Consider the following 22088-nt stretch of genomic DNA (forward strand, 5'->3'; position numbering starts at 1 on the left):
GAACATAAGCTATGTCTATGAAAATCAGTGAGAAAAAATTTAATGATCGCGTTGGTGATGGAATTCAAGATTCGTTTATGCGCGGAGCAGTATCTTCTGCACAAACGCGTTTATATACGAATCGCTTAAAAGCCGCAGATGAACTAGGAAACTGGGAAGAGTGGCGTGAACTAGGTGAACAAATTCGTCAACATACGTTAGAAAATCTTGATTATTACTTAATGCAGTTAAGTGAAAATGTATCAAAAAGAGGCGGACACGTGTACTTTGCGAAAACGAAAGAGGAAGCAGCAAAGTATATTCAAGACGTTGCAAAAAAGAAGCAGGCAAAAAAGATAGTAAAATCAAAGTCGATGGTAACAGAAGAAATCAGTATGAACCATGCGCTTGAAGAGATTGGCTGTGAAGTGTTAGAGAGTGACTTAGGAGAGTATATCTTGCAAGTAGATAACGATCCACCTTCACATATTATTGCACCTGCACTTCATAAAAATAGAACGCAAATTCGCGATGTATTTAAAGAAAAGCTAGGTTATGAAAATTCTGATGACCCGTATGAAATGACAAAGTTTGTTCGTAAACAACTTCGTGAGAAATTTATGGATGCAGAAATTGGTGTAACTGGTTGTAACTTTGCTGTTGCAAATACTGGCTCTCTTTGTTTAGTAACGAATGAAGGTAATGCAGATCTTGTTATGTCAATTCCTAAAACACAAATAGCGGTAATGGGTATGGAACGTATGGTTCCGACAATGGAAGAATTAGATGTTTTAGTTGGTTTACTATGTCGTAGTGCAGTAGGTCAAAAATTAACAAGTTATGTAACAGTAGCGGGGCCAATTCAAGAAGAGGAAGTTGATGGACCTGAAGAATTTCATTTAGTTGTTGTTGATAATGGTCGCTCTCAAATTCTTGGATCTGAATTCCGTTCAGTATTACAATGTATTCGTTGCGCTGCTTGTGTTAATGTATGTCCTGTATATCGTCACGTTGGTGGACATTCATATGGATCGATTTACTCAGGACCAATCGGTGCGGTATTAACACCGCTTCTAGGTGGATATGATGATTACAAAGAGCTTCCTTATGCATCTAGTTTATGCGGAGCATGTACAGAAGCTTGTCCAGTAAAAATTCCATTGCATGATTTATTATTAAAACATCGTCAAGTCATCGTTGAGCAAGAAGGTCGTGCACCACTTGCAGAAAAACTGGCTATGAAAATGTTTAGTATGGGTGCTTCTTCAGCTGCTTTATATAAAATGGGTTCAAAAATGGCACCAGCGGCAATGAGTCCATTTACATCTGGTAATCGTGTATCAAAAGGTGTTGGACCACTTAAAAACTGGACGGATATTCGTGAATTCCCAGCTCCAAGTAAAGAACGATTCCGTGATTGGTATAAAGATCATAAGAAAGGCGGGGATAAATAATGACAGGATTAATTCAAAACCGTGATGCCTTTCTAGATAACATTGCAAAAGAACTTGGGCGCGCGCGTAAAACAGAAGGTGTAGAGCGTCCAGTATGGAAAAGTAATGTGAATATAGAAACGTTAAAAGATTATTCACAAGAAGAATTACTAGAAGTGTTTAAAGAGCAATGTACAAACATTCATACAACTGTAGTAGAAACGACAAACGACCGTTTAGGTGAAGACCTTCAAAAAGTAATCATGGAAAACGGCGGGGGACCTATTTTATTATCAGCAGATGCGCGTTTTGATGCATATGGTTTAACATCTTTATTTAAAGAAGAACTTCCAAAACGAGATGTTGAAGTAAATGTATGGGATCCAGAGAGAAAAGACGAAAATATGCGTTTAGCTGAAAAAGCGAATATTGGTATTGCATTTAGTGATTATACATTAGCTGAATCTGGTACAATTGTTGTACAAAGTCATAAAGGTCAAGGGCGTTCTTTACACTTTTTACCGACTGTATATTTTGCTATTATTCCACGTGAAACACTTGTGCCTCGTATTACACAAGCAGTTCAGGATATGAACTCACGCGTAGAAAATGGGGAGACAGCGGCATCTTGTATTAACTTTATTACAGGGCCAAGTAACTCGGCTGACATCGAGATGAATCTTGTTGTCGGAGTACATGGACCATTAAAAGCAGTTTATTTCATCGTATAAAAGAGGGGAAAGCAGGCCAGGAAATGGCCTGCTTTTTAGTAGAATAAAGGATAATATGAAGTAGAAGTTCTCTCCTTTTTTTGCTATGTTTTTTGGGAAAGGAGAGGAAGGGATGTTCACTTATTTATATGCACTGTTAGCAGGGATGGTGTTTGGTTCTTTTTTTATGCTAGTTGCGATGAGGGTTCCATTAGGTGCTTCTATTATTACCCCGCGTTCACATTGTGATTATTGCAAATATGTGCTAAGGACAAAAGAACTAATCCCCATCATTTCATTTTATATACAAAGAGGCTGTTGTACGAATTGTAAGAGGAAAATTCCAATTATGTATGTAGCATTTGAATGTATAACAGGAGGTATATTTCTTCTTACAGTGTATATGATTGGAATAGAACGAGAGCTTATTATTATTTTATCCCTTTTTTCGCTGCTTCTTATTATTTCAGTTACAGATTACTTATATATGTTAATTCCTGATTGTATTTTAATTTCGTTTGCCTTTTTACTCATTCTCGAAAGTGTTTTTGTACAATTAGTTACTTGGACAGATAGTATAGCTGGTAGTGGTGTTATATTTATTTTGTTATATTGCATGCAAAAGATATATCCAGAAGGGCTTGGCGGAGGAGATATAAAACTACTTTCGTTACTTGGATTTATAGTAGGAGTGAAAGGAGTTTTTATCGTTTTATTTTTAGCATCTTGTTTTAGTCTTTGTTTTTTCGGGATTGGTATCGGATTAAAACGTATAGAAGTACGAAAGCCAATTCCATTTGGTCCTTTTATTAGTCTCGGGGCAATATGTTATGTATTGGCCGCATATTCAAATTAGAGAGGGAATCGAAAATGAACGTATATATGGATGATCAAAGAAGTTGCCCGTTCGGGTATGTGCCCGCAACTACAGTAGAATGTGCTTTGCAAATGGTTCAGGATTATGATGTGAATATTCTTTCTCTTGATTTTAATATGGGATGGGGAGCGAAAAATGGACTGGATTTTGTAGAAGCTTTTTGTACAGAGGGGTTATATGTAAATGAAATTCACTTTCATACGAATGATGTCATCGGTATGTACAAGATGAAACAGAGAATGGATAAGGGAAAGGAAGAAGGAGAAATTACTCCTCACCTTGTTATTAAATACGTGGGAAGCTAAAAACTCCAAAGTAAAACTTTGGAGTTTTTAATGTTTCATATGGGCTTGTAAAGGAATAATCTCTTCTTGTTGAGCTGTTGCGATTTCAGTTTCTTCCTGTTGAACTTCAGGGGTTTTCTTTGTTAAGTAGTGGTATACCATACCGACAAATACTGATCCGCCAATAATGTTACCAATTGTAACAGGAATTAAGTTATGAATAGCACCTGAAAAAGAAATTGTCTCAGGATGCGGTGAAACTAAAGATAAAGCAAAGAGTGATAAGTTTGCAATACTATGTTCGTAACCAGATAAGAAGAATGTGAAAACAAGTAGCATCATGACCATTATTTTTGCTGTGTCACCTTTAACCTGAGAAGGTAAGAAGCAAGCAAGACATACGAGCCAGTTACATAAAATGGCTTTAAAGAATAACTGCATCGTAGGTGTATTCATCTTTCCTTCAACGACTTTACTCATTAAGTGACCGTGATCAATTGCTTCAAAAATTCCAGTTGCGTAAAATAGTAAGGCAAAGAATAATGCGCCGGCTAAGTTACCTGCATAACAAGCAACCCAGTTACGAAGTGTATCAGAAATCGTTGTTTCTTTTCTTAAAGTTGCGACAGTAAAGTACATTGTGTTCCCAGTAAACAATTCAGCACCGCCATATATAATAAGTACGAGAGCAATCCCGAAAAACATAGAAGCGGCTAAATAAGTTGCTGGTGAATCTGCAATGTGAAAAAAGTTACCTAATTTAAAACATAGTACAATAATAAAACCGATATAAATACCAGCAAGTGCAGCACGAATGAAATATTGCATTGGGTTTGTATCTAGTATTTTCTTTTTGCTTTTAGCCAGTTTGACAACATAATCTAGTCCTTGTTCTAGCATGAGTAATACGCTCCTTTAGTAAATCTTCTATAAATACTCCTTATATGAATAAAGTACATGGAATTGTTCTTACTTTCAATAAGTTTGTGCAATGTTTCACAAAAAGGACATACATACATTAAGAAAACGTTTACAAAAGGTAGTATAATGGAATTTTTTCTGGACATTGCGAGGAAGAAAGGAAAAAGAAAAAGCGCTGTAATTACAGCGCTTTTTCGTCTAAATTCTTTTCCACTTTTACTTCTACTTCTTTTGAGAAGAACCAACCACCAACTGCGATTCCGACTAATACAATCCAGAATGTAAGCTTCCACGGAGTGGATTCTGGGAATGAATGTGGAATTACATTTAATGCAGGATGTGCTAATGTATAAACTGCTAGCTTCACACCAACCCAACCTACAATTAAGAATGCTGCAGTTTCAAGCCCTGGTTTACGTTTTAAGATTTGTACGAAAGCAGTTGCTGCAAATCGCATAATGATTAATCCGATAAGTCCACCTACAAAGATAACAACGAATTGCCCAGTATCAAGACTACCAATTGTACCTAGTCCTGTTTTTGGTAAAGTCATTGCTAGTGCAACAGCAGCTAAAATTGAATCAACTGCGAAGGCGATATCAGCAACCTCAACTTTAAATACAGTCCACCAAAAGTTCTCTTGTTTTTTCTTTGCTTCTTTTTCTTCAGTTTCTTCATCTGTATTCTTTTTAACATATGTTTTAAATAAGTGATTACCAGCGATAAACATAAGGTAGATGGCACCGATTGCTTGCACTTGCCATACATCGACTAAGAACGAAATCATAAATAACGATCCAAATCGGAAAACGAATGCCCCCGCTAATCCGTAAAATAGTGCTTTCTTTCGTTTTTCTTCTGGTAAATGTTTTACCATAATTGCAAGAACAAGAGCGTTATCAGCCGCCAAAATCCCTTCAAGTGCAATTAGGATGAGTAATACCCAACCATACTCCAATAATAATGATACATCCATGTACATTCTCCTCTCATCTCTATAACTTCTAAATAAGTGAAGAATTTCCCCACTATTTAGTTTCCCCATACTCCTGCCTATTAACTTTGGGAGAATCTGGAAATGAATGCAAAAAAGACCTCTGCCGTTAATAGGCAAAGGTCTTGCTAGACATATGTAATAAAAATGCCAACAAAGCCGGAAGAACTAAGTTCTACGTAATGACGACTTTGTTTCCAAGATATATTCTTGGACGCTACTCCCCTTTGGAGATATGTTATTGTATTCTCATTATATGGATAATTTATACGGTTGTCAACCTGTTAAAATATCTTCATTCGGATATTTTATTTTTCGGTTCTTTTTACGAGCAAATGAAAATGCCAATGTTAAAGGACCCATTTTCCCAAAAAACATCATAAAAATAATAATCGCTTTTCCAATTATAGTTAAGTGGGGTGTTAAGTTCATACTGAGGCCAACAGTCCCAAATGCTGAAAATACTTCGAAAGCACTCATCAATAGAGAAACTCGTTCAGTAATACTCAAAATTAAAATAGCAAAAAAGATAAATGAAATAGAAATAATAGTAATGGTTAATGATTTGACAATGAGAGTATCTTTAATGGATTTTTTAAATACGACAATATCTTCTTGTTGTTGTAAAAATTTAAATACGCCAAAAAATATGATTAAAAATGTTGTTAACTTAATCCCCCCACCCGTTGAAGCACTACCAGCACCAATAAACATAAGTAGCATCATTAATAGCAGGGAAGGTTTTGACAATGTAGAAATATCAACTGTATTAAAACCGGCAGTTCGCGTTGAAATTGCTTGGAAATAAGAGGCCATTCCTTCTTCAAATGGGGTAAACCCTCTCATAGAAAGGGAGTTATGGAACTCGAATATAAAAATAAAAAGGGTAGCAATAATGTTGATGATTAGAGTAGAAGAGAGCATAAGTTTTGAATGTAGTGTAAGGTTTTTAAAGTTTTTCTTTCTTTTTATGTCTACGATCACTGTAAAACCAATTCCACCTAAAATGATGAGAGAGGAAATGACGAAATTGACAATAATGCTATGAGAATGGGACATTAAATTATCGCTCCACACAGAAAAACCAGCATTGTTAAAGGCTGAGATTGAATGGAAAAAACTATAATAGATCCCTTTGGTAACCCCGTATTTTGGTACCCAATCAAAAGAAAGAATTAAAGTAGCGATACATTCGACTGTAAAAGAGAATAAAAATAATGCTTTGGCAAGACGGATGACGCCGCCTATATTCGTTTGATTTAATGCTTGTTGCAGTAAAATCCGATTTTGAAGACCGATTTTTCTTCCGAGCATAATCGCAATTAAGACAGCAAAGCTCATAATACCAAGCCCGCCAACTTGTATAAGCGTTAAAATGATACATTGTCCAAACAAAGTAAATACTTTTCCAGTGTCCACAACACCAAGTCCTGTAACCGTACAAGCAGAAACTGTTGTAAATAAAGCATCGAGCCATGAAATAGACGTTGTTGTAGCAATTGGAAGCTTTAATAAGCATGTACCTATAATTGATAACATGATAAAAGACAAAGTAAGAACGCGGGGAGGACTCATACGAATGTTAATCCGTTTCATGTTATATATCGTTCCTTTCTGTTTGCTCTTACTAGTATGTGAAAAAGTCCGATTATGTATGTGAAAAATAGAAAGAGGCAGAGAATATCTGCCTCTAAGCCATATGTTATATTATTATCCACGTAATTGTTGTTGAGCTAAAGAAACAAGACGTTTTGTTACTTCACCGCCAACTGATCCGTTAGAACGAGATGCTGTATTAGACCCTAAGCTTACGCCGAATTCTTGTGCAATTTCATATTTAAATTGATCAAGTGCTTGTTCAGCACCTGGAACTAGTAATTTGTTTGTTTTTGCCATGATGATACACATCCTTATGAGTAATCCAGTCCAGATAAGTACTTATCTGAATTGGTACTGTTATTTTATGTGGAACCGGCGTGCTCATACGCGGAAGTAATCGGTGTGATTAGAAGTTATTGGATAGAAAAAAGAGTAGCAAATTTGCTACTCTTTTTTTAGTATTGTCGCTGTACCTTCCACGACAATATCATCCGATTGATTATATATATTTGTTTGCAACGTAATGATTTTTTTATCGTCACGCTTCTTAATAACCTCTGCCACAACGCGAAGTGTATCACCGATTTTGACAGGGGCACGGAATGAAACATTTTGGGATAAATAAATCGTATTTTTGCCTGGGAGTTTCGTTCCAAGGATGGTAGAAATAAAACTCGAAACGAGCATACCATGGGCAATACGTTCTTTAAACATTGTCGTTTTCGCAAAAGAATCTAAAATGTGAATAGGATTCACATCTCCAGTCAATTTTGCAAAATTGATAACATCTTCATCTGTAATTGTTTTTGTAAGGGATGCTTGATCACCGACTTGAATCTCATCATAGCGAAGCTCCGGAACAGTTTGTGCTTCTTGAAATGGATTCATTTTGTCCTCCTTCTTTTCCATATCGAAAAATGTTAGCCATCTTGATGTAGTAGGAGGAAGAAAGAGTTTTGTTTGTGCTGCGGTTAGCTCCCACATTTTTCTTACTTGATGGAAGTAAATAGATTTTTTGAGTTTTCCTCGAACTTTTTTGCGAGTTCCAACTGTTTTGACTTGAACTCTTCCAAAAAACCCTCTAACTGTTTTTGAGCCTCTTCACGTTGTAATTGTTGTTGTTCAATAAATTGTTTTGTTGTTTCTTCAAATTGACCGCTTGTTTGTGTAAGAATTGACAAAGAAGTTTTTGTAGGAGAAACGGTAAGCTGATGCATATGAGCAGAAAGTTCTTTCCATTTGTCTTGCCACTCGTTAATTTGATCATTTAAGGAGTTTCCAGTTAATTGTTTCACGTAATCTGTATATTGGTTATTGAACTGAGCAGTGAGTTGTTGTAGTTCTTTTTCTAGTTCATCTACTCCTGATGTTAACTTATGCAAAGCGTCTTGTTGTTGTTTTAATGTTTCTAAAGTAAGTTGCTCTAACTGTTTCCCAGCTGAAGAGAAAAGGGAAAGTGATTGAGACCAGTTTTTCCAAAATGCATCGACTAATTCGTATGGTTTAGTTTCCATTGTTTGACCCCCAAATGTTTTTTTGCATATTGTGAACGCAGATTACTCTGCTGTACCACCAGGTGAAGATGAAGAATCCTTTTCATCCTTTTCTGGAGAAGTAGAAAATGGAAAGAATGCATTGGTGTATAACGTGAAAAACGTTCGCAACATATTTTGATAATGTTCAAAAGAAGTCGCACATGTTGTTAAATATTGCTCTCCATATTCAGTTAAAGAATAAATTCTTTTTGCTGGCCCTCCATCGCTTGTATCCCAAGTAGAAGAAATAAGGTTTTCTTTTTCTAACTTGCGTAGTGTTCTATAAACATTACCTTGGTCAACAGAAGAAAAGCCGATATCCATTAGCATTTGAATAAGTTTGTAACCATGAAGACTCCAGTCTTTTAGACAGAGAAGTAAGAAGGGAACTAAGAAGTTTTTTGGCATGGAGTTTGGTTGTTTCGCTTGGTTGCTCTCCAAACTTTCGCGTTGTTCTGGTTCATTTTGTAGCATGATTGTGCATCACCTCATGAATCAGTTAGATGGAATTTTTTGCTTATAAGTGCAATTTACACCTATCTGTTTTTAAAGTCAACACATTTGTTAGAAAATAGAAAAAAATAAAATATAGACTTGAAGTTTTATTCAGAATATTAGAAAATAGTGAATAGGTTGAATTGTTTCAAAAACGAAAAAAGGAGTGTAGGTAAAGTGATTGATCAAAAATTCGATCCACTACAAGCATGGAAAAATGCTTATGAACAAACCGAAACATTTTGGGGAAAAGCGCTCAATGAAACAATTAAAACAGAAGAATATTCTGCTTGGATGGGCAGCGTTCTAGATTTGAATTTGTTTTATCAAAAAGCATTAAATGATACGACAAAAAGCTATTTAGAACAAGTAAATGTGCCGACGAAAGAGGATATCGCAAGAGTGGCTACGCTTGTTATTAACTTAGAAAATAAAGTAGATAACATTGAGGAGTTTCTAGAGGAGAAAGTAGATTCTTTAGGACAAGCTCCTACATTAAAGCGTGATGTGACGAAAGTAAAACAAGATATTCGTACGCTTGAAACAAAAGTAGATCAAATTTTAGAATTGCTAGAAAAGCAAAATGCAGAACTAGCTAAACTACAAGTACCTGTAAAAGAAGAGGTAAAGCCTGCGAATAAACCAGAAAATAAAAAATGATAAAAGCGCTTGTTTATAACATGTAAAAGAGAGAGGGAGAATCTCTTTTCGTGTATAAACAGCGAAACATAATTATATATGGACTCTATAGTATGAGTACCAAAATGATTCATAACAATCGTTCACAAATTCATTTAAGGGGGAAAAGAAATGGTTCAATTAAATGGAAAAGTAGCAATCGTAACAGGTGGAGCAAAAGGAATTGGAAAAGCAATTACAGTAGCATTAGCACAAGAGGGAGCGAAAGTAGTTATTAACTATAATAGCAGTAAAGAAGCAGCTGAAAATTTAGTAAATGAATTAGGAAAAGACGGACATGACGTTTATGCAGTGCAAGCGGATGTTTCTAAAGTAGAAGATGCAAACCGACTTGTAGAAGAAGCTGTGAATCATTTTGGTAAAGTTGATATTCTTGTTAATAATGCTGGTATTACAAGAGATCGTACATTCAAAAAGTTAAATCGTGAAGATTGGGAGCGCGTAATTGACGTGAATTTAAGTAGCGTATTTAATACGACAAGCGCGGTTCTTCCATACATAACGGAAGCAGAAGAAGGAAGAATTATTAGCATTTCTTCTATTATTGGTCAAGCAGGTGGATTTGGCCAAACAAACTACTCAGCAGCAAAAGCGGGTATGTTAGGATTTACAAAATCATTAGCGTTAGAACTTGCAAAAACAAATGTCACTGTAAACGCTATTTGCCCAGGATTTATTGATACTGAAATGGTAGCAGAAGTACCAGAAGAAGTACGTCAAAAAATCGTTGCAAAAATCCCGAAAAAACGTTTTGGTCAAGCTGATGAAATTGCAAAAGGTGTAGTATACCTATGCCGTGACGGTGCGTATATCACAGGTCAACAATTAAACATTAACGGCGGATTATATATGTAATGAAGTAAGAAAAAAGTGCATATCCATAGCAGGAATGCACTTCTTTTTTTAGAAGGAAATCGACCAAAAAGGAGATAGAAAAATGACTACATTCGCAACAGAATGGGAAAAGCAATTAGAGCTATACCCAGAAGAGTACCGAAAAGCATACCGCCGAGTGAAAAGGGCGAGTGAAATTTTATTACGTGAACCAGAGCCCCAAGTCGGATTAACGCCGAAAGAGGTTATTTGGACGAAGAATAAGACGAAGCTTTATCGCTACATTCCAAAACAAGAAAAAACACAAAGAGTTCCAATTCTATTAATATATGCTCTTATTAATAAACCATATATTATGGATTTAACTCCTGGAAATAGTTTAGTGGAATATCTAGTGGATCGTGGTTTTGATGTGTATATGCTTGATTGGGGCACATTTGGTTTAGAAGATAGTCATTTGAAATTTGATGATTTCGTGTTTGATTATATTGCAAAAGCAGTAAAAAAAGTAATGCGAACTGCAAAATCGGACGAGATTTCTTTACTTGGTTATTGCATGGGTGGAACGCTAACTTCTATTTATGCAGCACTTCATCCGCACATGCCAATTCGTAATTTAATTTTCATGACAAGTCCTTTTGATTTCTCTGAAACAGGATTGTATGGCCCTTTATTAGATGAGAAATACTTCAATTTAGATAAAGCGGTTGATACATTTGGAAATATTCCGCCAGAAATGATTGATTTCGGAAACAAAATGTTAAAGCCAATTACGAACTTTGTTGGTCCATATGTTGCTTTAGTAGATCGTTCAGAGAATGAGCGCTTCGTCGAAAGCTGGAGATTGGTTCAAAAGTGGGTTGGTGATGGTATTCCGTTCCCAGGTGAATCATACAGACAGTGGATTCGTGATTTTTATCAAAATAATAAGTTGGTTAAGGGTGAACTCGTTATTCGCGGACAAAAGGTAGACCTTGCAAATATTAAGGCGAATGTCTTAAATATTTCCGGGAAACGTGATCATATCGCTTTGCCATGTCAAGTAGAAGCATTACTAGACCATATTTCTAGCACAGATAAACAATATGTATGTTTACCAACAGGGCATATGTCTATCGTTTACGGTGGAACAGCTGTAAAACAAACATATCCGACGATTGGAAATTGGCTTGAAGAGCGTTCTAATTAAAAATAAAAAAATCCAACTAGCCTATGTTAGTTGGATTTTTTTATGAAAAATAACAAAACATAGAAAGGAGAAATTTATATTTTAGGAGTATAATTATGAAACTTATGATGGGTAAGTTGTTTTGGAATACAGGAGTTTCTGTACCTTGTTATCCACTGTTAGAAAATGATATGATATGTGATGTGCTCGTAGTTGGAAGCGGCGAAGCCGGTGCTCATATAGCGCATTCGTTAGCGAAAATTGGCATGAGTGTTACACTTATTGAAAAAAGAGCAATTGCGTGTGGTAGCACAGCTGCTAATACAGGTTTACTACAATTTCTTCATGATAAATCGTTAACCTCTCTTATCCATACATTTGGTAAAGAAAAAGGGGTACGAGCATATAAGCTTTGTTATGAAGCGCTAAGAACAATGGAAGAGGTTATACCGACTCTTGATATTAATCCCCATTTTATTCCGCGAAATAGTTTATATTATGCAAGTAAAAGTGAGGATGTCTCATTTTTACAAGAGGAATATAATACGTTACAGAATTATGGATTTCCAGTTGAATATTTTACAGAAGCTGATATTAAGAAACGTTATTCTTTTGCAAAACAAGCAGCGTTATATACGCAAGGTGATGCTGAGGTGAATCCGTATTTACTAGCGTATAGTTTTTTGCATAAAGCAAACCAAATGGGAGCTAATATATATGAACATACAGAGGCAATACATATAAAAAAACGCAAAAATGATTTAATTTGTTACACGAAAACAGGAAATCAAATTGTAGCAAAGAATATTATTATGGCGACAGGTTATGAGGCGCTTTTTGGAAAGAAAGAAAAAAATACAACAGTAGACACCTCTTATGCAATTGTAACAAATGAAATAGATCAATTTGAAGGCTGGCATGAGCGATCGTTAATTTGGGAAACGGCACGGCCTTACTTATATTTTCGAACGTATCGAAACCGCATTATTGTAGGCGGATTAGATGAAGCGCTACAAATTCAAACAATTGGTGATACGAAATTATTGCATAAGCGTGATATCCTTATTAATATTGTAAAAGAGATGTTCCCGCAGTATAAAAATATACAGGCAGACTACTATTGGGCAGCCGCATTTGGTGGTACTCATGATGGTCTCCCCATTTTAAAAGAAGACGAAAAGATACATAATTTGTTTTATGCATTGCCGTATGGAGGTAATGGAACTGTATATGGAATGGTCTTTGCCAAATTATTTGAGCAGTTATTTACAAATAAAGAAAGTAAAGATTTTTCTTTATTTAATCGATAGAAAAAAGGTAGCGAAGTGATGGAATGAGAGATATAAAAAAGTTTTTACAAAAATTACGTCCTGTACAACTCATCGTTTTGTTTTATTTATTAGCGGTAGTTGTATCGGTGATATTGCTTAGTTTACCGTTTGTTACGAAGCCTGGTGTGAAATGGACATTTATAGATGCGCTTTTTACATCGGTTAGTGCGGTAAGTGTTACGGGACTGTCTGTTATTACGATTTCAGATACGTTTACTACAGCAGGAATTATTGTTTTAGCCCTTATTTTACAATTAGGCGGCTTAGGAATTATGGCGCTTGGGACATTTGTTTGGATCATTACGGGGAAAAAGATTGGTTTGCAAAGAAGAAGATTAATTATGGCAGACCATAATCAAGGAAATTTATCGGGTCTCGTAGAATTGATGCGTTCTATTTTAATTGTAATTATTTCAATAGAACTTATTGGAGCAATCTTATTGGGGACAAGATTTTTACTTTACTTTCCGACTTGGCAAGAAGCTTATTTTCACGGTTTCTTTGCAGCTGTTAGTGCCACTACGAACGGCGGATTTGATTTAACAGGACAATCATTAATTCCGTATAAAAAAGATTATATTGTTCAAATGATTCATATGTTACTAATTATTTTAGGAGCGATTGGTTTCCCTGTGCTAATGGAAGTGAAACAATTCCTTAGTAAAAGGAGACAACAATTATTCCGTTTTTCATTATTTACAAAATTGACGACAACAACATTTTTTGCACTCGTTGTTGTTGGTACAATTATGATTTTTTTACTGGAGAGAAATCATTTTTTAGTAGGAAAGTCATGGCATGAAACTGTATTTTATACATTATTCCAATCTGTGACGACGCGAAGTGGTGGACTTGCAACAATGGATATACGTGAATTATCACAACCGACGCTTTTATTTATGAGTATATTAATGTTTATAGGGGCATCTCCAAGTTCGGTTGGGGGCGGAATACGTACAACTACATTTGCTGTTAGTATATTGTCACTATACACCTTTGCAAGGGGCGGTAGAACAGTTAGAGTCTTCAAACGTCAGCTACATGAAGAGGATGTACTGAAAGCATCTGTCGTTATGACGATGGGGATTTTGTTATGTGCTACTGCGCTATTCATTTTATCTATTACGGAAAATGTACCGCTTATGAGCTTAATTGTTGAAGTTTGTTCTGCTTTCGGAACGACGGGACTATCAACAGGTGTTACGCCTGATTTAACAACTGTTGGGAAACTTGTACTTATTGTGCTTATGTTTATCGGACGCGTTGGTATTTTAACATTTATTTTAGCTAGTGGTGGAAGGGAACAACCACCTCGCTATAAATACCCGAAAGAGCGGATTATTATTGGATAGTATGAAACCATTCTACCTACGTTAGGTAGAATGGTTTTTTAGTCGTTAATGCCAAATTGTGGATGCATAAAAGCTTCATTTTTATTATCCACTTCGTTTTTTAGTAACTCTTGATTTTCTTCTGAAATCCACCCAATATCATTTGTCGGATGGATCCACTCATCGCCAGCCATAATGGCAGGATCTACTTCATCACTCCAATTGTTAAGCGGACTGTTCTCGGAATTATATTTACTGTCTCCAATTACAACATTATATTGATTCACAAAAGGTTGTTGCATCGTTTTTCCTGTTCCTTTAAAAGATGGAAAATTCATTTGATGCGGGAGCGTTTCGTCTAAAATGGGTGATTGAATCTTTTCTTTTTTCTTCAAAATTATCGCTCCTTTTTATAATGATTTCTTCATATGTAGTATTTCCATCTAACGCCTCTTATGTACTTGTTAACACTTGCCAGTAATAATTATTTTAAGTTGTTTCAAACTAGAGTAGAAAGTGATTTCTTGAGAGCAGGTGAATGTATTGGTAAAAAGAAAAGTGAAACAAAATGCGGCAATCAATAATAATAAAACTCCGAAAGAAAGCTTACCAGATGCAGAATTTGCATTAGAGTATGAAGGAGAAAATAGCGCAAAGTATGCGAATCGTAATTCAAAAAAAGGGAAACAAAAATGAGGCGTTTTTTACAAACGCCTCATTTTTTTGTGGGATTATAAAGGTTTTTTTAATTATTTGTAAATTTAGTGTTTTCTATTAGCAGAAAAATGCGAAAAAACATAGAAGTAGCAACGTATTACACAAAAACAAACAACAAACAAAAGATTAATGTTGGTTTAATACTGCTTTTACACTAGTTGTTTATATTTGAGTTGTACATAAGATTTGTAAAAGGAGAGAGAAACAGTGAAAAAAACAATCTTTAAAGCTGTAGCGACTGGAATGGTATTTTCGTTATTAATGGGGTGTGGTGCAAAGAAGGAAGAAAGTGCTGGAGCGAAAGTGAAAGATGACAAATTATCTGGATCATTAACTGTTTACACAGCAATTGAAGAAGAGCTTGTACCAATTTATCTTGATTCCTTTAAAAAGAAATATCCTGATGTGAAATTGAACATTGTACGTGATTCAACAGGAGTTATTACTGCGAAATTACTAGCTGAAGGGAAAAATACACAAGCCGATGTTGTATGGGGAACTGCGGCATCAAGTCTATTAGCTTTAGATAAAAAAGATATGTTAAAAGGATACTCTCCAAAAGGAGCAGATCGTGTTCTTCCACAATTTAAAGATGATAAGCAACCTGAAAAATGGGTAGGAAATACTGCATTTATGACGGGGATTGCTGTAAATAAAGAAGAGTTAAAGAAGAAAAATTTACCGATGCCAGAATCATATGAAGATTTAACGAAACCAGAGTATAAAGGAACACTTGTTATGCCACATCCAGCATCATCTGGAACAGGATTTTTAACAGTTTCTGCATGGCTACAAATCATGGGTGAAGATAAAGGCTGGGATTACATGAAGAAACTTCATGATAATATGGCAAGTTATACGCATTCAGGATCAAAACCAGCGAAATTAGCAGGAGCGGGTGAATATCCAGTTGGCGTATCAATGGTTTATAGTGCTTTGAAAGAGAAACAAAAAGGTGCACCAGTTGAAGTTGTATTGCCGAAAGAAGGATTAGGTTGGGAAGTAGAAGCGAACGCACTTATTAAAAAAGATAATGCAAAAAATGAAAAATTAGCGCAAGCATTTTTAGATTGGGCGATTACTGATGATGTAATGAAGTTATACTTCGAGAAAAATGGATTTGCGACAATTAAAAATGATTATAAACTTCCAGATGGATTCCCTAAAGATGTAACAGAAAAGTTATACAAAAAAAATGACTTTAAGTGGGCAGCAGAAAATCGTGACAAAATTTTAGAAAAATGGGAAAAAGAGTTTGGCCAAAAAGCAGAACCGAAAAAGTAAGTGAGTGGGAGAGAGAAAAAATGAGCGAATATTTATCAATTCAACACATTCAAAAACAGTTTGATGCATTTACAGCGTTAAAAGATATTTCTTTTACTGTGAACAAAAATGAGTTTGTATGTTTATTAGGCCCAAGTGGTTGTGGGAAAACGACATTGCTTCGAATTTTAGCAGGTCTAGAAGAGGCAACAACAGGTAGTATAGCTGTGAATGGAAAAGATATTACAGCATTACCTCCTGGAAAGAGAAACTTCGGAATGGTGTTTCAATCGTATGCATTATTTCCGAATTTAACAGCACTTGAAAATATTGAATACGGCTTAAAGACAAAAAAATATGGAAAAGCAGAAGTAAAAGAGAAAGCGCTAGAGGCGTTAAAACTTGTAGATTTACTGAATGTAAAAGATAAATATCCTGCTCAAATGTCTGGTGGACAACAGCAGCGAGTGGCACTTGCACGTGCGCTCGCTCTGTCTCCAGATATTTTGTTACTTGATGAGCCGTTATCTGCTTTAGATGCGAAAGTACGTGAAAAGTTACGTAGAGAAATGCGTGATTTGCAAGAGAAAGTAGGAGTAACAACTATTATGGTCACGCATGATCAAGAAGAGGCATTAACGATGGCTGATAAAATTGTTGTAATGAATCATGCGGAAATTATGCAGATTGGAACACCAGAGGAGATTTATCAAAGACCAGCCAATCCGTTTGTGGCAGATTTTATTGGTTCTATTAATTTCTTTTCGAAAAATAACGAAGAGCATGCAATTCGTCCTGAACATGTAACAATTGTACAAAAGGACGGTATTAAAACAGTTGTGGAAAGTATGGAATTTCGTGGATCTGTATATCGAACGGAAGTGCGAGTCGTAGAAGAAAACACACACCTTTATAATGAGAAAATTGTAGTGGATATATTAGCATCAGAAGTAGAAGTAGCTGATATTAGAAAAGGAAAGCCGATTCAAATCTCTTTCTCAGAAAATCATATGTTGTCATATGGAAAGAAGGTCATTGTATAGATGGAGATGTTAGAAAACTACAAGGTAGAAAGTGCGAAAAAAAAGATTAAGAGAAGTATAGGGAAAGAGGAATGGATCCAAAGGCTTGTAATTATCGGTATGATTCTTTCCTTCCTTGTCATACTTGTATTACCACTATTACAACTATTTACACAAGCTTTTTATAATAAAGATGGAGTTTTCATTGGTTTAGCGAATTTCAGTAAATATTTTACAACACCAACTTTAGTTCAGTCTTTACAAAATACGGTATGGATTTCGGGCGCAACAACAATTATTTCAGTTTCAATTGCATTCGTTTACGCATATGCAATTGCCCGTACGAATGTTTTTGGAAAGCGTGTATTTCAGTATGTAGCGTTATTACCATTGTTTGCACCAACGATGATGCACGGTATAGCACTTACATATTTATTTGGTAATCAAGGGCTAGTAACGAAAGGAATGTTTGGGTTATTTGAAGGTATACAAATCCCTTTATATGGACCAGTAGGAATTGTAATAGCTGAAGTTATGTATACATTTCCGCAAGCCTTTCTCATATTACTAATTGCCTTTCAAGGATCCGATTATCGTTTATATGAAGCTTCTAATATGCTAGGGGCGAGTAAAACAAAACAATTTTTCACGGTTACTTTACCTAGTGTAAAGTACGGATTAATTAGTGCAATGTTTGTTGTGTTTACACTTAGTTTCACTGATTTTGGGGCACCAAAAATTGTTGGTGGACAATATAATGTGCTTGCTACTGACGTATACAAACAAGTAATTGGACAGCAAAATATGTCGATGGGTGCAACAGTTGGAATGATTTTATTAATCCCAGCTATATTCGCATTTGCAGTTGATCGTATTACGCAAAGAAAGCAGGCGAATTTCTTATCTTCAAAAGCAGTACCATACAGAATAATAGCTAATAAGAAAAGAGATGTCATCTCATTCATATACTGTAGTGTGATTACATTTATGATCATTCTGTTATTTGTGGCAGTTGGTATTGCTGCAAGTGTGAAAGTATGGCCATATAATATGAGTTTTACATTTGAGCATTTTAATTTTTCGAGTTTAACAGGAGATGGACTTGAAGCATTTAAAAATAGCGTAATTGTTTCAGCAGTTACAGCAGTTATTGGGGCGATTTTAACATTTGTATTTGCATATGCAATTGAGAAAATAGACCAGCTACAATTCTTCCGAAAAACAGGTTACTTTTTCTCTATCGTTCCTTTAGCCATACCAGGTTTAGTACTCGGATTAGGATATGTCTTTTTCTTTAGTCAACCAACGATTCAAATTTTGGGACTATCAGTAACGAACCCGTTTCATTCTTTATACGGAACAATCGCTGTGTTAGTACTAGTAAATATCATTCATTTTTATTCTGTAACATTTGTCACGGCAACGACTGCTTTAAAGAAATTAGATCGAGAGTTTGAGCTTGTTTCGCAGTCGATGGGTATTCCGTTTTATAAAACATTCTTTAGAGTAACGGTACCAATGTGTTTACCAGCAATTTTAGAAATGGTAATGTACTACTTCGTAAATTCAATGGTAACTGTATCGGCAGTTGTATTCCTATATGCAGCTGATTTTAAACTAGCTGCCGTATCAATCGTAAATATGGATGATGCAGGAAATGTGGCGCCAGCAGCTGCAATGAGTGTGCTTATTGTTGTTACAAATATTGTAGTAAGAGTTGTATATGAATGGGGAACGAAAGCACTTCGTAACCGAACTTCACAATGGCAAAAAAGATAAGTAAGAAAGGTGATGGACAGAATGAAAATTGAAGCAGTTATTTTTGATTGGGCAGGGACAACAGTTGATTACGGATGTTTTGCACCACTAGAAGTATTCATGGAGATTTTTCATAAACGGGGTGTAGCAATTACAGCAGAAGAAGCTCGTAAGCCAATGGGGTTATTAAAAATAGATCATGTAAGGGCACTTACTGAGATGCCTCGTATTGCGAGTGAGTGGAATCGTGTTTTCCGACAATTACCAACAGAAGCAGACATTCAGGAGATGTATGAAGAATTTGAAGAGATTCTCTTCGCTATTTTACCGCGCTATGCTTCGCCGATTAATGGAGTAAAAGAAGTGATTGCTTCTTTACGTGAAAGAGGAATTAAAATTGGTTCAACGACTGGTTATACGAGAGAAATGATGGATATTGTAGCAAAGGAAGCAGCGTTACAAGGATATAAACCTGATTTTCTTGTTACGCCAGATGATGTTCCAGCAGGCCGTCCATATCCATGGATGTGCTATAAAAATGCAATGGAACTTGGTGTGTATCCGATGAACCATATGATAAAAGTTGGGGACACAGTATCAGATATGAAAGAAGGTAGAAATGCTGGAATGTGGACAGTTGGTGTAATTCTTGGCAGTAGCGAGCTCGGTTTAACGGAAGAGGAAGTGGAGAATATGGATTCGGTAGAACTTCGTGAAAAAATAGAAGTAGTTCGCAATCGTTTCGTTGAAAATGGGGCGCACTTTACGATAGAAACGATGCAGGAACTCGAAAGCGTAATGGAACATATCGAGAAACAAGAACTTATTATTTCATAAAAGGGGAATAGGATCATGACTGAAAATCACTACTTATTATTAACACCAGGACCATTAACGACAACAAAATCAGTAAAAGAAGTTATGCTATACGATTGGTGTACGTGGGATGATGAATATAATACGATGGTGCAAGAAGTAAGAGCTAAACTTGTATCGTTAGCGACGAAGGAAGAAGAGAAATATACAACAGTGTTAATGCAAGGAAGCGGTACGTTTTCAGTTGAAGCAGTAATTGGTTCTGTTATTCCGGCAAATGGGAAGATTCTCGTTTGTACAAATGGTGCGTACGGTAAGCGCATTGTGCAAATGGCAGAGATGTTACAGATTGATGTAGTGGTCAGTCAAACAGAAGAGTGGGAACCTACTAATATTGTAGAAGTAGAGAAGTTATTGCAAGAAGATAAAGAGATTACGCATATTGCAGTTGTTCATTGCGAAACGACGACAGGCATTATAAATCCAATTGTAGATGTATGTAAATTAGGAAAACAGTATGGAAAGGTTACAATTGTTGATGCGATGAGTAGTTTCGGCGGGATTGAAATAGACATTGCTGATTTACAAATTGATTTTTTAATTAGTAGTGCGAATAAGTGTATTCAAGGGGTTCCTGGATTCGGATTTGTAATCGCAAAACGTGATGAATTATTGAAGTGTAAAGGGCAAGGACGCTCTTTATCTCTTGATTTATATGATCAATGGGAAACGATGGAAAAACAAAATGGGAAATGGCGTTTTACTTCACCTACACATGTTGTACATGCTTTTTATCAAGCACTACTTGAACTAGAAAAAGAGGGAGGAGTAAGAGCGCGTTACAATCGATATTACAACAATCAAAAACTACTAGTAAATAGAATGGGAGAAATCGGATTTAAGCCACTAGTAGATGAGGAATACCAATCTCCTATTATTACATCTTTCATTTATCCAAAAGAGGGATTCGAGTTTCAACAGTTATATAACGAATTAAAGCGTTATGGATTTGTTATTTACCCTGGGAAAATTTCGAAAGTAGATACGTTCCGCATTGGAAATATCGGTGATGTACATGAACAAGATATTAATCGCTTAGTTGATAGTATTGCTAAAGGAGCTGTTATTGGGTGAAAGTATTTTGCTTAGGTGGAGCAGGTAAAATTTGTCGCGAAGCTATTTTGGATTTAGTTCAATTTTCATCTTTTGAGACAATTACAGTAGCTGATTTTAACGAGGTAGAGGGCCGTAAAGTAGTAGAATGGCTCAACGACCCTCGTGTTGATTTTGTAAAAGTAGATGTAACGGATCACGAGGATACGGTTGCAAAAATGATTGGTTATGACATTGTAATGGACGGTACGACGATAAAGTTAAACAGATTGTCGACCCGCTGTATTGCAGAAGCAGGATGTCACGGTGTGAACTTAAATGGATTTGGTGAAGAAAATGAATCGCATGCTATATTTGTTGAAAATGAAAAGATATGTTTACCTGGATTTGGCATGACGCCGGGTGTAACGCAAATGATGGCAATGCATGCAGCAAATCAATTGGATACTGTAGAGTCTGTCCGTGTAAGTCACGGTTCGTATCGTCCGATTGCTTTTTCTGCATCAATTACAGAGACAACGACATATGAATATGATCCATATTTACCATCGCGTACAGTGTATGAAGATGGTGAATTTAAGCAAGTACCTCCGTTTGCGCGTCCGAGAGAAATAGAATTGCCAGAGCCTTATGGTAAGGCAACGCAGTATATCATTCCGCATTCTGAAACGATTACGCTAGCAAAGGCATTAGAAAATAAAGGTGTCAAACTGATAGAGACGAGAGGAACTTGGCCACAGCAAAATATGCAACTTGTACGTGCTTTATATGATTACGGCATATTGCGTAATGATCAGATTGAAATAAACGGGAAAGAAATAGGCATTATGGATTGTATTTCACAGTATTTATTGCAATCGAAAGAAGGGCAAGAAACAGAGCTTTATGGTTATGCACTTCATGTAGAAGTAATAGGTATGAAAAATAATGAGAAGCAAAGACATGTGTTATATCATACACATCCGTTATCTGATGGTTCTGTTGTAGGATGGGAAAAATTAAGAGCGTATACGAGAAACGTCGGTATTCCATTTGGGATTGCTGCAGAGTTAATTGCAAATGGAAATGTAAATAGGGTGGGTGTTGTTACGCCTGAAGAAGCCTTTGAAAATCCACAATTGATTTTTGATGAGCTAGCAAAGCGCGGTATTCATATTCATGAAGAAGTTTCTACTTATAAAGAAAATTATAGCTTTGTATAAGTAAGGA

24 protein-coding genes and 1 riboswitch are annotated in these 22088 nt (G+C 35.9%); of the genes, 16 read left to right on the forward strand and 8 right to left on the reverse strand.

Annotation, left to right across the window (positions count from 1 at the left end; genetic code table 11):
- Positions 1–11 precede the first annotated feature (11 nt).
- From ACXKY9_RS05970 to ACXKY9_RS05985, 4 genes are all read left to right on the forward strand, one after another.
- Entirely contained in the window at positions 12–1433 is a 1422-nt protein-coding gene (locus ACXKY9_RS05970) for a LutB/LldF family L-lactate oxidation iron-sulfur protein (RefSeq protein WP_000061922.1), read from the forward strand.
- Complete coding sequence (locus ACXKY9_RS05975; protein WP_000147183.1) at positions 1433–2143, forward strand: LutC/YkgG family protein; 711 nt, start codon at positions 1433–1435, stop codon at positions 2141–2143. The genes ACXKY9_RS05970 and ACXKY9_RS05975 overlap by 1 nt, the downstream gene beginning before the upstream one ends.
- A gap of 112 nt (positions 2144–2255) precedes the next feature.
- Positions 2256–2978, forward strand: a complete 723-nt coding sequence (locus ACXKY9_RS05980; protein ID WP_000495716.1) for a prepilin peptidase — start codon at positions 2256–2258, stop codon at positions 2976–2978.
- Between the two features lie 14 nt (positions 2979–2992).
- On the forward strand, positions 2993–3304 hold the full coding sequence (locus ACXKY9_RS05985) for a cyclic-phosphate processing receiver domain-containing protein (RefSeq protein ID WP_001103758.1): 312 nt from the start codon (positions 2993–2995) through the stop codon (positions 3302–3304).
- Positions 3305–3331: 27 nt separating this feature from the next.
- Here ACXKY9_RS05985 and ACXKY9_RS05990 read toward each other — a convergent pair whose 3' ends face one another.
- From ACXKY9_RS05990 to phaQ, 7 genes are all read right to left on the reverse strand, one after another.
- Positions 3332–4183: a formate/nitrite transporter family protein gene (locus ACXKY9_RS05990; RefSeq protein WP_000893027.1), complete on the reverse strand. Its 852-nt coding sequence runs from the start codon at positions 4181–4183 to the stop codon at positions 3332–3334.
- 202 nt (positions 4184–4385) lie between these two features.
- Positions 4386–5180, reverse strand: coding sequence for a TerC family protein (locus tag ACXKY9_RS05995; RefSeq protein ID WP_000383326.1), 795 nt, complete (start codon positions 5178–5180; stop codon positions 4386–4388).
- A gap of 82 nt (positions 5181–5262) precedes the next feature.
- A riboswitch (yybP-ykoY riboswitch) is annotated at positions 5263–5436 on the reverse strand.
- Positions 5437–5474: 38 nt separating this feature from the next.
- Positions 5475–6794, reverse strand: a complete 1320-nt coding sequence (locus ACXKY9_RS06000) for a TrkH family potassium uptake protein (protein ID WP_000822327.1) — start codon at positions 6792–6794, stop codon at positions 5475–5477.
- 114 nt (positions 6795–6908) lie between these two features.
- Entirely contained in the window at positions 6909–7094 is a 186-nt protein-coding gene (locus ACXKY9_RS06005; RefSeq protein WP_001140707.1) for an alpha/beta-type small acid-soluble spore protein, read from the reverse strand.
- A 147-nt stretch (positions 7095–7241) separates the two neighbouring features.
- Positions 7242–7685 carry a MaoC family dehydratase gene (locus tag ACXKY9_RS06010; protein WP_001067916.1) on the reverse strand — a complete coding sequence of 148 codons (444 nt, stop codon included), beginning with the start codon at positions 7683–7685 and terminating at the stop codon, positions 7242–7244.
- A gap of 101 nt (positions 7686–7786) precedes the next feature.
- Entirely contained in the window at positions 7787–8311 is a 525-nt protein-coding gene (gene phaP, locus ACXKY9_RS06015; protein WP_000448594.1) for a polyhydroxyalkanoic acid inclusion protein PhaP, read from the reverse strand.
- A 42-nt stretch (positions 8312–8353) separates the two neighbouring features.
- The gene (gene phaQ, locus ACXKY9_RS06020) at positions 8354–8806 is read right to left on the reverse strand and encodes a poly-beta-hydroxybutyrate-responsive repressor (protein WP_000939955.1); all 453 of its coding nucleotides are present in this window, start codon (positions 8804–8806) and stop codon (positions 8354–8356) included.
- Between the two features lie 198 nt (positions 8807–9004).
- Here phaQ and phaR point away from each other — a divergent pair, with 198 nt between their 5' ends.
- From phaR to ACXKY9_RS06045, 5 genes are all read left to right on the forward strand, one after another.
- Positions 9005–9487, forward strand: coding sequence for a polyhydroxyalkanoic acid synthase subunit PhaR (phaR, locus tag ACXKY9_RS06025; protein WP_000566957.1), 483 nt, complete (start codon positions 9005–9007; stop codon positions 9485–9487).
- Between the two features lie 150 nt (positions 9488–9637).
- Entirely contained in the window at positions 9638–10381 is a 744-nt protein-coding gene (locus ACXKY9_RS06030) for an acetoacetyl-CoA reductase (protein ID WP_000250407.1), read from the forward strand.
- Between the two features lie 82 nt (positions 10382–10463).
- Positions 10464–11549, forward strand: a complete 1086-nt coding sequence (phaC, locus tag ACXKY9_RS06035; RefSeq protein WP_000206336.1) for a class III poly(R)-hydroxyalkanoic acid synthase subunit PhaC — start codon at positions 10464–10466, stop codon at positions 11547–11549.
- Positions 11550–11644: 95 nt separating this feature from the next.
- Positions 11645–12838 (forward strand): NAD(P)/FAD-dependent oxidoreductase, encoded by a 1194-nt coding sequence (locus tag ACXKY9_RS06040; protein ID WP_000772518.1) that lies wholly within the window; start codon positions 11645–11647, stop codon positions 12836–12838.
- A gap of 23 nt (positions 12839–12861) precedes the next feature.
- Positions 12862–14211 (forward strand): TrkH family potassium uptake protein, encoded by a 1350-nt coding sequence (locus ACXKY9_RS06045; protein WP_001204707.1) that lies wholly within the window; start codon positions 12862–12864, stop codon positions 14209–14211.
- 38 nt (positions 14212–14249) lie between these two features.
- Here the strand turns inward: ACXKY9_RS06045 and ACXKY9_RS06050 are convergent, their stop codons facing one another.
- Entirely contained in the window at positions 14250–14585 is a 336-nt protein-coding gene (locus ACXKY9_RS06050; protein WP_000726028.1) for a DUF3905 domain-containing protein, read from the reverse strand.
- A gap of 148 nt (positions 14586–14733) precedes the next feature.
- On the opposite strand from ACXKY9_RS06050, the gene ACXKY9_RS06055 reads away from it, so the two are divergent.
- The 7 genes from ACXKY9_RS06055 (at position 14734) to ACXKY9_RS06085 (ending at position 22081) form a co-directional block, all read left to right on the forward strand.
- On the forward strand, positions 14734–14886 hold the full coding sequence (locus ACXKY9_RS06055) for a hypothetical protein (protein WP_000240799.1): 153 nt from the start codon (positions 14734–14736) through the stop codon (positions 14884–14886).
- 228 nt (positions 14887–15114) lie between these two features.
- A complete protein-coding gene (locus ACXKY9_RS06060) occupies positions 15115–16191 on the forward strand; it encodes a putative 2-aminoethylphosphonate ABC transporter substrate-binding protein (RefSeq protein ID WP_000750895.1) in 1077 nt (358 codons plus the stop codon).
- Positions 16192–16211: 20 nt separating this feature from the next.
- Positions 16212–17213, forward strand: a complete 1002-nt coding sequence (locus ACXKY9_RS06065) for a putative 2-aminoethylphosphonate ABC transporter ATP-binding protein (protein WP_000006190.1) — start codon at positions 16212–16214, stop codon at positions 17211–17213.
- Positions 17214–18971 (forward strand): putative 2-aminoethylphosphonate ABC transporter permease subunit, encoded by a 1758-nt coding sequence (locus tag ACXKY9_RS06070; protein ID WP_000425518.1) that lies wholly within the window; start codon positions 17214–17216, stop codon positions 18969–18971.
- A 21-nt stretch (positions 18972–18992) separates the two neighbouring features.
- The gene (gene phnX, locus ACXKY9_RS06075; RefSeq protein ID WP_000687366.1) at positions 18993–19787 is read left to right on the forward strand and encodes a phosphonoacetaldehyde hydrolase; all 795 of its coding nucleotides are present in this window, start codon (positions 18993–18995) and stop codon (positions 19785–19787) included.
- Between the two features lie 15 nt (positions 19788–19802).
- Positions 19803–20900: a 2-aminoethylphosphonate--pyruvate transaminase gene (phnW, locus tag ACXKY9_RS06080; RefSeq protein ID WP_000138230.1), complete on the forward strand. Its 1098-nt coding sequence runs from the start codon at positions 19803–19805 to the stop codon at positions 20898–20900.
- A complete protein-coding gene (locus ACXKY9_RS06085) occupies positions 20897–22081 on the forward strand; it encodes a saccharopine dehydrogenase family protein (RefSeq protein WP_000862174.1) in 1185 nt (394 codons plus the stop codon). The genes phnW and ACXKY9_RS06085 overlap by 4 nt, the downstream gene beginning before the upstream one ends.
- Positions 22082–22088 lie beyond the last annotated feature (7 nt).

The organism is Bacillus sp. 2175 (assembly GCF_057812155.1).